Origin of the sequence: Hymenobacter sublimis (genome assembly GCF_023101345.1) — a bacterium.
Taxonomy (GTDB): Bacteria; Bacteroidota; Bacteroidia; order Cytophagales; family Hymenobacteraceae; genus Hymenobacter; species Hymenobacter sublimis.
In genome coordinates, this window is sequence record NZ_CP095848.1 from 1,986,530 (window position 1) to 2,001,427 (window position 14,898).

Sequence of the window (14,898 nt, forward strand, 5' to 3'; positions counted from 1 at the left end):
CTTCTGCCGGCACCCAGATTCCTCCCTTCGCTCGGAATGACAATCCTACTTCACTTCCGCCAACTCACCATTTCACTATTTCACCATCTCACCATTTTGAGTCGAGTAAAACTGAAGCGCTTCGCCGATAACGCGGAGCGCCCCGACGTAGTAGAACCCGGTAAAGCCACCTATCAGCAGCTCGGCGGGCGCTGGCAAACCGAGTTCTTCCGCAACCCGAACCCCATTACGCTCGAAGTGGGCTGCGGCAAGGGCGAGTACACCGTGGGGCTGGCCGAGCGCTACCCCGAGCGCAACTTCCTGGGCCTCGACATCAAGGGCGAGCGAATCTGGCGGGGCAGCACCCGCGCCGAAGCCCTGGGCCTAACCAATGTGGGGTTTCTGCGCACCCGCGCCCACGATCTGCTCACCCATTTCGCGCCCAGCGAGCTGCACGAAATCTGGATAACCTTCCCCGATCCGCGCCCCCGCGACCGGGACATCAAGCGCCGCCTCACGGCCCCGCGCTTTCTCGACCTCTACCAGCAAATCTTGCGCCCTGGTGGGCTGGTGCACCTCAAAACCGATAACGAGGGCTTGTTCGACTTCACCCTGGAAACCCTGCAGCAGCGGCCCGGCGCTACCATGCTGGCTTACACCAAGGACCTGTACGCTACCCCTGAGCTGCTCCCGCACGCCGAGGACATCCAAACCACCTTCGAGCGCAAGTACCGCACGCTCGGGGTTCCTATCAAATACCTGCAGTTTCAGCTCAGCTAGGGTCGGTGTCTAGAAGTCGAGAAAATACTCTGTGCCTTTTAGATCGTCATGCTGAGCCCCGCGAAGCATCTCTACCACTTCGTTGTTATGCATTAGGTAGTCAGAGGTAGAGATGCTTCGCGCGGCTCAGCATGACGTTCTGTTTACTCAGGGGCCAAACCGCCTAGGTTACGGCCCGTGGGTGGCGGGGTAGGAGAACAGCGCAAAATCTCTAGCTTCGCTCAATGACTCCTGTTTCCATTCCCGATACCCTACCACTGTTTCCGGAGCTGGACCGCCGGCTCGTGGAAGTGCTGCGTAGTCTTGCCCCCGCCGACTGGGAGAAACCCACCCTGGCGCCCGCCTGGACGGTGCGCGACGTGGCCCTGCACCTGCTGGATGGCAGCCTGCGCAGCCTGTCCATGCTGCGCGACGGGCACTTCGCCGGCCCTGGTCCGGCCAGCGGGGAATACGCCGATGTGGTGTGCTACCTCAACGGGCTGAATACCTCCTGGGTAAGCGCCGGGCAGCGCCTGAGCCCGGCGGTACTGACGTGGCTGCTGGAGCTGGTAGGACCCGCTTACAACGACTTCCTGGCGTCCCTGGACCCAGCGGCGCCGGCCACATTTGCCGTGGCCTGGGCCGGCGAAGCGCAATCGACCAACCAGTTTCACGTCGCCCGCGAGTACACCGAAAAGTGGCACCATCAGCAGCAAATCCGGCAGGCGGTAGGGCAGGAGGCGCCGCTGTTTAGCCCGGAGCTTTACCGGCCGTTTCTGGCTACTTGTTTACAGGCCTTGCCTTATCACTACCGTGCAGTAGTAGCCCCGGAAGGCACGGCTGTGCGCTTCCGAGTGACGGGTGAGGGTGGGGATACGTGGTTTCTGCTTCGAGCTAAGGGCGGCTGGGTACTGGGGCAAAACTACGAGGGTGGTCCGGTGGCCGCTGCTGTTGAGCTGCCCGGCCAGGTGGCGTGGCGGCTGTTTACCAACAGCCTACCCCCCAATGAAGCCGCCACCTGCCTGAGGTTTCAGGGCCCCACTCACCTAACGGCCCCCGTGTATTCCTTACTGACGGTTATGGCCTAGCTGCTGGCGGCACAGCCCCCACAAAAAGCGGGGCACCTTCCTGCTTCGGAAAGGGCCCCGCTTTACTACCTCAGTAGGGGTAGTTAGTCTTCTAGCTGCTCAAATACGGCTTCCATTTCGTCGAAGTCGCGCAGGCCGGGCTTGATTTCGTCGCCGCCCTGCAGCACGATGCCCGCCGGATTCAGCGCCTGCACGTAGTCGCGCAAACTATCCGGGGCAAAGCCTGCGCCCAGCCACATGGGGTACTGGCGGGCGTATTCAGTTAGCCGGATTACCTCCGCCGGATTAGGCAGGGGGGTAGGCGCAGTGGCCAGCACGAAGCCCTGGTAGAAGGGGGCCTGCTCGCGCAGCAGCATCTCCACGTCCTCGTGCACCATGTCCGGAATCCAGGTGATGAAGCGCAGGGCCGGCACGGTCAGCGCGGCCAGCTCATCGGCGGGGTGGCGGCGGTGCAGCAGCACGGCGTGCAGGCCGCATTCCTGCACCAGCTGGTTGATTTGCTCAATGGGTAGGGCGTCAAATTCCCCGATGAGCTGCACGCCGGCCACCCAGCCACTCAGCTCGCGCACGGTTTCGGGCGTGAGGTAGTCGGCAAAGGCCGGGTCAAGACGAAACGTAAGCGAGTCGGCCCCCATACCGGCGCAGTAGCGGGCGTCGGAGAGGTTATTAATGCCGCGCACCATCACGGGAACTAGCAAAGCCATAGCAGGGAAATCAGGAAGGAAACAGAAAGGGAGAGCCGCCGGTGGTGGCTGCCGCTGCAATATTCAAAGAATTTTAGGGGCGTAGCATGCGTTTATCGGCCAAGGGCGGGGCAACTCGCTTAGAACGAGCCTTCTAAGTAGGTAGAAAATTTTTGCTACCGGGCAAGCTCGTCGTGTTGGGGGTAGTGGCCGGTTGCGGGGGAGGAAACTCACCTGCCGGTTTCGGGCGTAACGTACAATTGCGCGTACCTTTGCGTATTCGGCCGGAACCTTTCACGCTTCGGGCGCAATTTGATTCAGTATGAACACAACGAAAGGACGGGTGCTGGTAGCCATGAGCGGCGGCATCGACAGCTCCGTGGCGGCCGTGCTGCTGCACGAGCAAGGCTATGAGGTGGTCGGCATGACCATGAAAACCTGGGATTACGCCTCGGCGGGCGGCAGCAAGAAAGAAACCGGCTGCTGCTCCCTGGACAGCATCAACGATGCCCGCCAGATTGCCGTGGAACTGGGCTTCCCGCATTACATCATCGACATCCGCGACGAGTTCGGGGACTTTGTCATCAGCAACTTCACGGAGGAATATTTGGCGGGCCGTACGCCCAACCCCTGCGTGCTCTGCAACACCCACATTAAGTGGGATGCGCTGCTGCGCCGGGCCGACCAGCTGGGCTGCGAGTTTATTGCCACCGGCCACTACGCCCAGGTGCGCCACGAAAACGGCCGCTACGTTATCAGCAAAGGCCTTGATGATAACAAGGACCAAAGCTATGCCCTCTGGGGCGTGACGCAAGAGAGCCTGGCCCGCACCTTGTTTCCGCTGGGGCAGCTGCGCAAAACGGCCATCTACGACTTTGCCCGGGAGCGGGGCTTCACCGAGCTGGTGAACAAGCCCGAGAGCTACGAAATCTGCTTTATTCCCGACAACGACTACCGCGGCTTTCTGCGGCGGCGGGTACCGGGCCTGGAGGAGCGCGTGGCCGGCGGCGAGTTTGTGCTGCGCGACGGCACCGTAGTTGGCAAGCACGAGGGCTACCCCTTCTACACTATCGGGCAGCGCAAAGGCCTGGGCGTAGCTTTGGGCTTTCCGGCCTACGTCACGGCCATCGACCCGGAAACCAACCGGGTGGTGCTGGGTAACTTCGAGGATTTGGCCAGCGCGCGCACGGTAGTGGGCAAGCTGAACATGGGCAAGTACGCCTCCTTGGAAGGGCGCGGGCTGGTACCCAGCGTCACCAAAATCCGCTACAACCACGACGGTTCCCCGGCTTTCTTGGAGCAGAAGGGCGACAAAATCTACATCTACTTCGAGGAGGCGGTACACGCCGTAACGCCGGGGCAGGCTGCCGTTTTCTACGAGGGAGAAGACGTGCTGGGGGGGGGCTGGATTGAGCGCCACACCATCGGCGAAATCCCCGAGCCTGCAGCGGCCGTAGTAGCGGCCCAGTAGTACGGGCTGCCATCGTAGCTGCTAAGCCGGGGCGCGAACGAAAGTTCGCGCCCCGTGCGTTCGGGCTAGGTCCGCTTGCTGCCGCTGGGCCCACAGGCCCGGCTACCGCCGAAATGCCGGAACCAGTCGGGCCGAATGATAGTTTGAGCGGCCAAGGGCCGGAAGTATGCGGATCCGGTGCTATTTTTCCAGCATTATCGACACTGTATGAAGAAGACGTATTCTCTACTTGCTCACTTGCTGCGGCGCCCGGCCGGCGCGTGGGCGCTGTTACTACTTACCACCGCCGGAGGGCTGACGGGTTGTGAAAACGAAACCATGCCCGTGCCGGACCAGGGCCGGGATTACTACCCCCTGGAACTGGGGGCGTACCGGATTTACGACGTAATTGACACTGCCTACCAGGCCAACGTGCCCACGGTAAGCCGCTTCCAGTTTCGGGAGCAGGTTGACACGGCCCTGGAGCCCGATGCTACCGGCCAGCCCGTGTACCGCGTTATCCGCTCCCGCCGCACGCTGGCCACGGACCCTTGGAAGATAGACTCGGTGATTACCGTGGCGGTTAAAGGTCAGGCCCTGACGGAACAGCGTAACAACCGCCGCACGGTGGAACTGGTATTTCCGGTGCAGGAAGGCAAAACCTGGAACATTAACGCCTTCAACACCCTGGATTCGCTGACGGTCGTGAACCGCTTTTACGTCGGCGCCAACCAGCCTTTCCGCATCACCCGCGGCGGGCAAACCTACCAGTACGACCAAACCATTACCACAGTCAATGACTTGGCCCAGGACGTGAATGCGGCCTACACCACCGTGCTACGCACGACTTTTGCCCGCGGCATTGGGCCGGTGTACCGGGTGCGCCGGCGCTTTATCAGCCGCTGCGACGCGGTGGGCTGCAATCCGGCCTTCAAGCAGCAGGGCCAGTCGCGCAGCGAGGTGCTCATAGCCTCCGGAAAATAGCAGTCTTCAGGCGGCCTTACGGTTCCTTACCACCACGCCGACGCGACTCCTCGCGCCGGCGTGGTGGCTGCTGGGCTGCGCTGAAATTGGGGTGCCCTCAGCCGGTGCAAAGCGGCCCGGAAAAGGACAAAATCCAGGATTCCTTCGTATCTTCCGGCAAGTCAATTCGGCACACGAATGGTTCTATCCCGCTCTTTTTTCCGCTTGGTATTGCTTGCTGGAATAAGCACCCAAGCCCTGCTCTCGGTTGCCGCCGGCAACCACCCGCTGCACCCGGCTCCTGCCCGCACCGCGGGTACCGTGCGCAAGCATCTGGTGTACTTCAAGGACAAAGCCGGCACGCCCCACAGCATCTCCCAGCCCCAGACATTTCTTTCGGCCCGCTCGGTGCAGCGGCGGCAGCGGCAGAACATTGCCATTCTGCCCCGCGACTTGCCCGTAAGCCCAGCCTACGTGCAGCAGGTTAAGGCCGTGTCCGGAGCTCAGGTGTGGTACACGTCGCGCTGGTTTAACGCCGCCGTCGTGGCCTGCGACTCGGCGACGCTGCAACAGCTGCAGGCGCTGCCCTGCGTCCGGTCGGCCCGCACCCTGAACCGGGGCCTGCCCGGCACCCGCAAGCGCGGCAACGGGGACCAAGTGCCTACTACCCAGGAACGCAGCACCCGCAACCAGTACGGCAAGGCCTTTACGCAGGCCCAGATGATTGGCGCGGTGAAAATGCACGAGGCTGGCTTTCGGGGGGAGGGCATGCAGATTGCCGTGTTCGATGCCGGGTTTCCGGGGGTGAATACGGCGCCGGCTTTTGCGGCCCTGTATCAGGAGCAGCGCCTGGCCAGCACCTTTAACTTCGTCGACAAAAACACGGCCGTTTACCAGCGCAACAGCCACGGCACCCAGTGCCTCTCCACCATGGCCGGCAACCAGCCGGGCGTGTACATCGGCACGGCGCCCAAGGCCACCTACCACCTGTGCATCACGGAGGATGCCTCCTCTGAGCATCCGGTGGAAGAAGCCAACTGGCTGCTAGCGGCCGAATACGCCGATTCCGCCGGGGTCGATATTATCAGCTCCTCGCTGGGCTACAATACCTTTGACTACCCCTCCATTGACTACACCTACGCCGACCTGAATGGGCGCACGGCCCTGTCTAGTCGCGCCGCCACGGTGGCCGCCCGGGTAGGCATGCTAGTAGTGAATAGCGCGGGCAACGAGGGCGCCAGCTCCTGGCGCTACGTCACGGCCCCGGCCGATGCCGATTCCATTCTGTCAGTGGGGGCCGTTGACTCCCTGCTGGTGCGGGCCTCCTTCAGCTCCCGCGGACCTACCGCCGACGGTCGCATCAAGCCGAATTTGGCTGCCATGGGCTTCCAAACGGCCATTGTGGCACCCGATGGCAGCGTGAACCGCGGCAACGGTACTTCCTACTCGTGTCCGGTGCTGGCGGGCATGGTTGCGGGGTTCTGGCAGGCTAATCCGCGCCTCACGGCCCAGCAGGTTATCAGCTTCCTGCAGCGCTCCGGCAGCCGGGCCACGGCCCCGAATGATGAGGTGGGCTACGGCATCCCAAATTTCGTGTCGGCCTACAACTTGGCGAACCCCGGTACGCCCTTGGCTGCTAGTGCGGCCGCTGCCCGGCAGGAACTGTTCATTTACCCTAACCCGATCAAGGAAACGGAGCTGTACCTGCAACTGGCCGTAGGCTTTCAGGCGGTGCCGCTCCGAGTACGCATCTATGATGCCCGGGGGGCGCTGGTGTCCGAGCAGCAGGTAGCCCCCACCACGGCCAGCGCCGTGCGCCTGCAGCCGGGCGTCCTGGGCAAGGGCGTGTACACCTGTACCATTAGCGCCGGCCGCGAACAGCGCACGGTACGGTTCGTCAAACTGTAGCTTCTGCGCGCTATAGCAACTTCTTAACCGGGGTAGGTAGCTTTTAACGTGGTTGAAAGCTACCTACCCCGGTTTTTTTAGTCAAGTACAGGAGTAGTGTTTGCTATTAATATTAGTTTATTGCACATTTAATTAGCTAATTCGGGACCTATTCGGAGCCTGATTTTGTTACATATTCACGACTGTACATCGATTTTACACTTCCAACTCTCTTCCAGTATGTTACAAATGATGGTCTCCAAGCGCATTGGGCGCCGGCAGTTTCACTTCACGGTGCAGGGTCCTAACTTTCACGAGGTAGTGGCCGAGTATGACCGGCTGAGCTTCCCCGATGTGCCCAAGTGTGGCCTCTGCGGCTCCGATAACCTGGACCTGACGGCCCGGGTCGCCCAGGATAAATTCAAATATACCTCCGTCAAATGCCTGGATTGCCGCGGCGACGTGACTTTCGGCAAACGGCAGGACGATGACCAAACCGTGTTCCTGCGCAAGACCGAGGACGGCAAGCTGGATTGGCGCGCCTGGGAAAAGCCCAGCTAATGCTACCCCGCCGCTTTCACTCCCCAAGCTGAGCACAAGACGAGGCCCCGGAATACTAGCTGTTCCGGGGCCTCGTTATGATGAGCGGCGGTAGGTTATCGTATGGGAATGCGGAGTTGCTGCCCGTTGTACTTCCGGCAGGATCAGCGGCTCACCTTACCGGCAGCTCACCGCAATCCGCTACTTTCGCAGCATGAATTCTACCCGTCGTATGGCCCCGCTGCTGGCGCCCTCCTTACTAGCCGCTGATTTTGGTAATCTGCAATCCGAAACGGAGCGGCTAGCCGGCTCCGCCGCCGACTGGCTGCACTTCGATGTGATGGACGGGCGCTTTGTGCCCAATATTTCCTTTGGAATTCCCGTCTTGCAGGCCGTGCACCGTCACGCCCAGCAACCCATTGATGTGCATTTGATGATAGAGGAGCCCCAGCACTTCCTGAGCGCCTTCCGCGACGCCGGGGCCGCCAACATTACCGTGCACTACGAAGCCTGCCCCCACCTGCACCGGGTGGTGCAGCAGATTAAGCAGCTGGGCTGCCGGGCCGGGGTAGCCCTGAACCCGCACACGCCCGTCTGGGTGCTCGAGGACATTGCCGCCGATTTGGACCTGGTCTGCGTGATGTCGGTGAATCCCGGCTTTGGAGGGCAATCGTTCATTCCCAATACCTTACGCAAAGTAGCGGCTTTAAAAGAGCTGCTCGTGGACAGTGGCTCGGCGGCCCTGATTGAAATTGACGGGGGCGTGAGCCTGGACAATGCCGCCGCCCTGGTAGAAGCCGGCGCCGACGTGCTAGTGGCGGGCTCCTTTGTGTTTAACTCTCCCGATCCGGTGGCCACGCTGGCCCAGATGCGTCACCAGCTATCGGCCCTGGCCGCCGATACGGAGGACTACAACTAAGCCGCCCGGATGCCGAAACTTTTCCGTTCTCGTTCGGGGCTGTGGCTGCCCCTGCTGTTGCAGGCGGTGCCCGTAGGGGTGGGGCTGACCCTGATTGTGGGCCCCGCCAGTGCCGTGCAGGCCCAGCAAACCGCCCGCGTGCTCGTGACGGGTACCGTGCGCGACGCGGCCGGGCAGCCCCTGGAACAGGTAGCCGTGGGAGTGGAGGGCCTAGTAGGCGGCACGAGCACCGACGACCGGGGCCGGTTTGCCTTGCCGGTGGTACGCCCACTCAATGGTAAAGCGCCCGTGTTGGTAGCGCGCCGGCTGGGCTACCAAACCCAGCGCCTGACGCTGAACCTGCAGGAGCAGCGCGAGCTTAGCCTTACGCTCACGGAGGACACGCGCGCCCTGGGCAACGTTACGGTGCGGGGCCGCTCCGACGCGGCCGATACCCGGGAGCAAGTCAGTATTATTCCCCTGGACCCGCGCGCGGCCAAGGAAATTCCTTCCCCCTTCGGCGACTTTAGCGCCGTGCTCAAAACCCTACCGGGGGTAGCCAGCACCAATGAGCTAACTAGCACCTACTCGGTGCGGGGCGGCAACTACGAGGAAAACCTGGTCTACGTCAATGGGTTTGAGGTGTACCGGCCGTTTCTGGTAACGGCCGCTACCCAGGAAGGATTGAGCTTTATTAATCCGGATCTGGTGGACCGGGTGGAGTTTTCTACCGGCGGCTGGCAGCCCAAGTTCGGCGACAAGCTGTCCTCGGTGCTCAACGTGGAGTACAAGCAGCCCGCCGCATTTGGGGCCTCCGCCACGGCTAGTCTGGTGGGCGGCACGGCCCACGTGGAGGCAGCCTCGCTTAGTAAGCGGGTGAGCTACCTGGCCGGGGTGCGCTACAAGAACGCCACCTACGTGTTTAACTCCCTGCAGCAGCAGCAAGGCCGCTACAACCCCACGTTCTACGACGGACAAAGCCTGATTACCCTGGCCCTGGGGCCGCGGGAAAACCTGGAGCGCACTACCCTGGGCGTGTTTAACACGTTTGCGCACAACGATTTTCGCTTTAACCCCGAAAGCGGGGAGAGTACCTTTAGCACCGCCGCCAACCAACTTTCCCGCCTCTACATCTTCTACGGAGGCCAGGAGCGGATGCAATACGACACCTACCAGGGTGGGCTGAACCTGCGTCACGCGTTGCAACCCAACCTGCGCCTGGAGCTGCTGGGCGGGCTGCTGTACTCGCGCGAGTTTGAATACCGCGACGTGGAAGCGGCCTACAGCATTGCCGAAATCAACCGCGACCCGGACTCGCCGGACTACGGCCTGGACCTGGACCGCCGGGGGCTGGGTTCCCGCTTCGACCACTCCCGCAACTACCTCACTGCCCGCATTGCTACCCTGGAAACGCGCGGCACCTGGACGCCCGGGCAGCGAAGCGCCGTGCGCTGGGGGCTGAAAGTGGGGCGGGAGCGAATTCAGGATGAGCTGAATGAATACAGCTTCACCGACTCGGCCGACTACGTGCCCGATGCCCGCCGGACCCGCCTGCGCTCCGACTTGCGGCTGGAAAGTACCCGCACTCAGGGCTACGTGCAGCACACCTACCAGCTGGATTCGCTCAAAACCCTGACCTACGGGCTCCGCCTCAACTACTGGACGGTCAATCAGCAGCTTAACCTCAGCCCCCGGGTGCAGTACGCCTTTACCAGCGTCCGTAACCCGCGGGTGTCCTGGAAGGCGGCGGCCGGGGTGTACTATCAGCCGCCCTTCTACCGGGAGCTGCGCTACCAGTCTGGGGCCCCGCAAGCCCAGCAGGGCGAGCTGAACCTGGACCTGCGAGCCCAACGTTCCCTGCATTTTATTGTGGGTAACGAGCTGCGCTTTACCAAGTGGGGCCGCCCGTTCCGCTTTACTGGCGAAGCGTATTACAAGTACCTGACCGACGTCGTGCCCTACGATATTGACAACGTGCGCCTGCGCTATTTCGCCCAGAACAACGCCACAGCCTACGCCGCCGGCCTCGACGCGCGGGTAAGCGGGGAGTTTATTCCCGGTACCGAGTCGTGGTTTAGCTTGGGCGTGCTCACGACCCGCGAAAACCTGAAGGACGATTCTATCAACACCTTTGATGCCGATGGCCTTATAACTGGCCGCGTGCCCAAGGGCTATATCCGCCGGCCCTCCGACCAGCGGCTAAACCTGGGCGTGTTTCTGCAGGACAACCTGCCGGGCAACCCCTCGCTGAAGGGCTACGTGAACCTGGTATTTGGCACGGGCCTACCCTTCAGCCCCCCCGACAACCCGGACTTGCGCGGCACCAGCAAACTCACCCGGTCCTACAAGCGCGCGGACCTGGGCTTTACCAAGGTGCTGACCCTGCGCACGGCCGTGGAAGAAGCCAGCGGGCGCGCCGTGCAGCTGAAAACCTTGTGGGCCAGCCTGGAAATCCTCAACGTGCTCGGGGCCGACAACCTGGCCGGCTACAACTACATTCAGGACCTGAATGGCCGCCTCTATGCCATTCCTAACTTCCTCTCGCGCCGCCTCGTGAACCTGCGGATAACGGCCCGGTTTTAAGGGCAGAACCGGGACATTTCCTAGTAGAAAGCCCCTCTAAACTAATTTAGAGGGGCTTTCTACTAGGAAATGTCCCGGTTCTGCCCCTCGACAACCGTAGTGTTGCCCTTTACTGCCTCAGCTCTGCTTAACCGCCTCGTGCACATCCTGGAAGCGGAGCATGGCTCCGAGCTGTTCTTCTTTGTCGGCATCGAAGCCACAGGTAGCTTGGAACTCGGCGGGGTTGCGGTAGGTCCCAAAGAGCCAGTCCCAAATGACCAGGTCGCCGTAGTTGTGGCTGTGTTGCTGGTATTGGTGATGGACGCGGTGCATTTCAGGGCGCTGAAACACGTAGCCAACCCAACGGGGAGTGCGCACATTGGTGTGGTAGAAAAACTCGCCCAGGGCGGTGCAGAGCGTGTACACGGCCCCGGCGGCGGGGCTCAAGCCCAGAACGGTGTACACTAGCAGCCCGCCGATCAGAGAATTCACGGTCATCTCCAGCGGGTGCTTATAAAAGGACGTGATAACCTCAATCCGCCGCGGGCTGTGGTGAATTTGGTGGAAGTGCAGCCACAGAAAATCCTGGGTGTGACGCCAACGGTGCCACCAGTAAAATACGAACGTTGCTACGACGTAGGCTAGCAGCCCGCCCGTTACCGGTCCCACGTAACGGGACACCTGTAGCAGGGAGTAGGCGGAAAACCATTTTTCCCAGCTGATTCCGGCCACCACTACCACAAGCAGTTGAGCAAGGTTGATGGTAAGCACCCGCAGGGGCCAGGTAGATACGTAGGGCAGCTTCCATCCAGGAATTAGGCGCTCCAGCACAAAGCAAAAGGCAAAGGCCACGAAAATAATGACCAGCATGGGTGGTGCGCTCCATGGCGGAAGCGTCAGACAGAGGGCGGTGCTGCCGCAGTGGAAAGCGGCCTGACTGGTGGGTTGCATAAAAAGCAGCGGGTTGGTGAAATCCTGCTCCAAAGGTGCGGCGGCGGCACCAGGCAACCCTTGATATTTATCAAGAACGGCGGGTGCGCAGGCGGCTCAGGGTCTCCGGGGTCAGGCCCAGGTGGGAGGCCAGCATTTTGAGCGGTACGCGCTGGAAAATATCGGGGTAGTGGGCCAGCAGCTGGTCGTAGCGCTCCGCTGCCGAGAGCATGCGCAGCTGCAAGGCCCGCTGCTCACTGAGCACGTAGTACTGCTCGGTGAGGCGGCGGCCGATAACGTTGAACTCCGGAAACTGCCGGTACAGCTCCTGCAGCTGCTCGTAGCTCAAGGACCAGAGCACGCACTCGGCCAGGGCCTGGAGGTATTCGTGGGAGGGCTGCCGGGAGAAAAAGCTGAGAATCGAAACAATGAAGTTGCCCTCGTGCATAAACCAGGCGGTAACCTCCTTGCCTTCTTTGAGGTAGTAGCCGCGCACCAACCCGGTTTCCAGAAAATACAGCCGCTGGGCCGTGTGGCCAGGCTGCAACAGGTGCTGCCGAGGGCTGGCCGTGTCGCGCCGGACCTGCTGGCGCAGGGCCTGCTCCAACCCGGCTGACAGGGGGTGAATGGAATGGCAAAGCCGCAGAAATTCTTCCATGGCTCCCAAGATAACCCCCAAGCCGCAACCAATAATAAAAAGCCGCCTTGCTGATAAGGCGGCTTTAAATAGTAGAAGCGGGGGTAGGGTGCTAGTACGCTTTGGCCTGCCACTCCGTGAGGGCAATGCGCATGCTGGGCAGCTGACTTTTAAAGGTGCTGTCTTCCTTGTCACCGAGCTTGATGGCTTTACGCGCGTACACGATAGCCGTGCCAAAATCCTGCTGCTGGGCCAGTAGGCGCGCTTTCACCCAGTTGTTGGTGGCCGCATCCTGCAGGCGCAACGACTCATTAATATAGGTGAGGGCGCGCTCGGCCTCAATGTTGTTCTGCACCAGATAATCGGCTGCCTGGGCCAGCAGCTGCCAGTCGCCGGGCTTTTGCTGCAGCACCCGCTCAATACCGCTGAGCACCTGTTTGTGCACTTCGGTTTCAATGGGCAAGGTGAGGGTGCGCTTTTCCCAGGTCAGATTTAGGTGGGCGCCCGTGGGCTTGATGTCGGAAAACCAGTACAGCAGATTCTCGTGAAACGGCGCGGTTTCCGGCATGGCCGGCACCCGTACTACGTCGTCGCGCTGGTCGTAGCCTTCGGCGCCCCAGTGGGTAGTCACCCGGTTGAGTACCAGTTCCCAGTCCCGGTCTTGGTGAGGAACCACGTAAAAAGAGTACTGGCCCGCTGGCACCGTTTGCCCGCGCAGCAGCACGGGGGTAGAGAAGGTGATAAGCGTATTCTCGTTGGCCCCGGCCCGCCACACTTGGTCGTAAGGAACTAGGCTGCCCCACACGGAGCGCGCCCGCACGGCCGGCGCGTGATAATCTACAGTTACTTCCGTCAGGCCAAAGGTTTGGCTAACCAGGGCCCGGGGGCTGGCTTGGGGCAGGGGGAGCTGCACGGGCTGGCTACCAGCGGCGTTAGCCGCGGGAGCCGGGGCAGCAGGAGTAGGCACTACCGGAGTTTCAGGCGCGGATGAAACGGGGGCGGCAGACTGGGCCTGGGCCCGGCCCGCCGCGCATAACAGGCTAATTCCTAACCCCAGACGGAAAGCCGCGAGCCGGACACGATTCATAAGCAAAGGCAACAACAGGTAAGCAGCAGAAGAAGGTAGGCGGTCAATGGTGGCGTAGGCCTGAAACAATGATGCCAGAAATCAGGTTGCAGGGAGGCGGAAAACATAAAGGTCCGGCTTTCGCGTAAAATTTTTGCCGAAAAGTTTTCATCCTACCCGTTGGCCCGTACATTTGCCCCGCTACTACCAGCCTCGTATGCCTTTCTCCGCGCTGTTTTCAAGCCCCTGCCACCAGTTGGCCGCCCACACGCTGGGCCGCCTGGCCGGGCCATGCGCGTCGCAGCACCAGCATCATCACGGGCACCATTCCTCTTTCTAGAGGAATATATGCATCATATTGACCCCGTTGGGCGAACCGAACTGGTTCCCCGGCCCCCGCAACCAGGTGGCCCCGGCAGTGTATTGCCTTTTCCAACGTCTTGGGTCCCGCTTCCCGTATTCTCCGGCAACTCATCCTGAATAGGACGTACGATTCGGCCCAGACCGGCCCCCGCTTACTTCCTACTTCTTCCCCCTTAATTCCACACGATATGCTCCGTCTGGCCATCCAGAAATCGGGCCGCCTCAGCGAAGACTCCCTGACCCTGATTCGGGAGTGCGGTATTAGCTTCCTGACGTCCTCGTACAAGCTGAAAACCGAAGCCACCAATTTCCCGCTTGAAATCCTGTACCTGCGCGACGACGACATTCCCGGCTACGTGCAGGATGGCGTGGCCGACCTGGGCATTGTGGGCCAGAACGTGTTGGTGGAAGCTGGCCTGCCCCAGCTGGAAATTGAGGGGCTGGGCTTTAGCAAATGCCGCCTGAGCCTGGCCGTGCCCCGGGCCGCCGGCTACGATTCCGTGGCTGATTTGCAGGGCAAAAGCATTGCCACGTCTTACCCCCAGATTCTAGGTTCTTACCTGCAGGAGCGCGGCGTAACGGCCAACCTGCACACCATCAGCGGGTCGGTGGAAATTGCCCCGAGCATTGGGCTGGCCGAGGCCATCTGCGACATTGTGAGCAGCGGCTCCACGCTGCTGGGCAACGGCCTGCGGGAGGTAGAAACCGTGTTCCGGTCCGAAGCCGTGCTCATTGCCAACCAGGCGTTGAGCCCGGAAAAGAAAGAGTTGCTGGAGCAGCTGCAGTTCCGGATGCAGGCCGTGCGCCGGGCCCGCCGCAACAAATACATCGTGCTGAATGCCCCCGTTGCCGCCCTGGATGCGGTAAAGGCCCTGCTGCCCGGCATCAAATCGCCCACGGTGACGGCCCTGGCCGAGGAAGGCTGGGTGTCGGTGCAATCGGTGGTAAACGAGGATGATTTCTGGCACATCACCGGGCAACTCAAGGCCGTGGGTGCCGAGGGCATTCTGGTGCTGCCCATTGAAAAAATGATTGCCTAATTGGGTCTTGGGGTCTTAGGAGCTTCGGGTCTTGGATGACGGATCAGCGGCCA

Annotated in this window: 13 protein-coding genes; 9 read left to right on the plus strand and 4 right to left on the minus strand. The window is 61.4% G+C overall.

Annotated elements, in window-relative coordinates:
• Nucleotides 1-96 precede the first annotated feature (96 nt).
• Nucleotides 97-759 carry a tRNA (guanosine(46)-N7)-methyltransferase TrmB gene (trmB, locus tag MWH26_RS08365; RefSeq protein ID WP_247977074.1) on the plus strand — a complete coding sequence of 221 codons (663 nt, stop codon included), beginning with the start codon at nucleotides 97-99 and terminating at the stop codon, nucleotides 757-759.
• A 224-nt stretch (nucleotides 760-983) separates the two neighbouring features.
• Nucleotides 984-1,826 carry a maleylpyruvate isomerase family mycothiol-dependent enzyme gene (locus MWH26_RS08370; RefSeq protein WP_247976841.1) on the plus strand — a complete coding sequence of 281 codons (843 nt, stop codon included), beginning with the start codon at nucleotides 984-986 and terminating at the stop codon, nucleotides 1,824-1,826.
• Nucleotides 1,827-1,909: 83 nt separating this feature from the next.
• Here the strand turns inward: MWH26_RS08370 and trpF are convergent, their stop codons facing one another.
• Nucleotides 1,910-2,530, minus strand: coding sequence for a phosphoribosylanthranilate isomerase (gene trpF, locus MWH26_RS08375; RefSeq protein ID WP_247976842.1), 621 nt, complete (start codon nucleotides 2,528-2,530; stop codon nucleotides 1,910-1,912).
• 301 nt (nucleotides 2,531-2,831) lie between these two features.
• On the opposite strand from trpF, the gene mnmA reads away from it, so the two are divergent.
• From mnmA to MWH26_RS08405, 6 genes are all read left to right on the plus strand, one after another.
• On the plus strand, nucleotides 2,832-3,980 hold the full coding sequence (gene mnmA / locus MWH26_RS08380; protein WP_247976843.1) for a tRNA 2-thiouridine(34) synthase MnmA: 1,149 nt from the start codon (nucleotides 2,832-2,834) through the stop codon (nucleotides 3,978-3,980).
• A 207-nt stretch (nucleotides 3,981-4,187) separates the two neighbouring features.
• The gene (locus tag MWH26_RS08385; protein ID WP_247976844.1) at nucleotides 4,188-4,943 is read left to right on the plus strand and encodes a hypothetical protein; all 756 of its coding nucleotides are present in this window, start codon (nucleotides 4,188-4,190) and stop codon (nucleotides 4,941-4,943) included.
• A gap of 204 nt (nucleotides 4,944-5,147) precedes the next feature.
• Nucleotides 5,148-6,830, plus strand: a complete 1,683-nt coding sequence (locus tag MWH26_RS08390; RefSeq protein ID WP_247976845.1) for a S8 family serine peptidase — start codon at nucleotides 5,148-5,150, stop codon at nucleotides 6,828-6,830.
• A gap of 219 nt (nucleotides 6,831-7,049) precedes the next feature.
• Nucleotides 7,050-7,370, plus strand: a complete 321-nt coding sequence (locus MWH26_RS08395; RefSeq protein ID WP_188558520.1) for a hypothetical protein — start codon at nucleotides 7,050-7,052, stop codon at nucleotides 7,368-7,370.
• A gap of 193 nt (nucleotides 7,371-7,563) precedes the next feature.
• The gene (gene rpe, locus MWH26_RS08400; protein ID WP_375374039.1) at nucleotides 7,564-8,268 is read left to right on the plus strand and encodes a ribulose-phosphate 3-epimerase; all 705 of its coding nucleotides are present in this window, start codon (nucleotides 7,564-7,566) and stop codon (nucleotides 8,266-8,268) included.
• Between the two features lie 9 nt (nucleotides 8,269-8,277).
• Complete coding sequence (locus MWH26_RS08405) at nucleotides 8,278-10,830, plus strand: TonB-dependent receptor (protein WP_247976846.1); 2,553 nt, start codon at nucleotides 8,278-8,280, stop codon at nucleotides 10,828-10,830.
• Nucleotides 10,831-10,947: 117 nt separating this feature from the next.
• Here the strand turns inward: MWH26_RS08405 and MWH26_RS08410 are convergent, their stop codons facing one another.
• The 3 genes from MWH26_RS08410 to MWH26_RS08420 all read right to left on the minus strand — a co-directional run bounded on the left by MWH26_RS08410 (nucleotide 10,948) and on the right by MWH26_RS08420 (nucleotide 13,463).
• Nucleotides 10,948-11,760: a sterol desaturase family protein gene (locus tag MWH26_RS08410; protein WP_311136889.1), complete on the minus strand. Its 813-nt coding sequence runs from the start codon at nucleotides 11,758-11,760 to the stop codon at nucleotides 10,948-10,950.
• Nucleotides 11,761-11,830: 70 nt separating this feature from the next.
• Nucleotides 11,831-12,397 carry a Crp/Fnr family transcriptional regulator gene (locus MWH26_RS08415; protein WP_247976847.1) on the minus strand — a complete coding sequence of 189 codons (567 nt, stop codon included), beginning with the start codon at nucleotides 12,395-12,397 and terminating at the stop codon, nucleotides 11,831-11,833.
• A gap of 91 nt (nucleotides 12,398-12,488) precedes the next feature.
• The gene (locus MWH26_RS08420) at nucleotides 12,489-13,463 is read right to left on the minus strand and encodes a DUF2911 domain-containing protein (protein WP_247976848.1); all 975 of its coding nucleotides are present in this window, start codon (nucleotides 13,461-13,463) and stop codon (nucleotides 12,489-12,491) included.
• Between the two features lie 530 nt (nucleotides 13,464-13,993).
• On the opposite strand from MWH26_RS08420, the gene hisG reads away from it, so the two are divergent.
• Entirely contained in the window at nucleotides 13,994-14,845 is an 852-nt protein-coding gene (gene hisG, locus MWH26_RS08425) for an ATP phosphoribosyltransferase (protein WP_247976849.1), read from the plus strand.
• Nucleotides 14,846-14,898 lie beyond the last annotated feature (53 nt).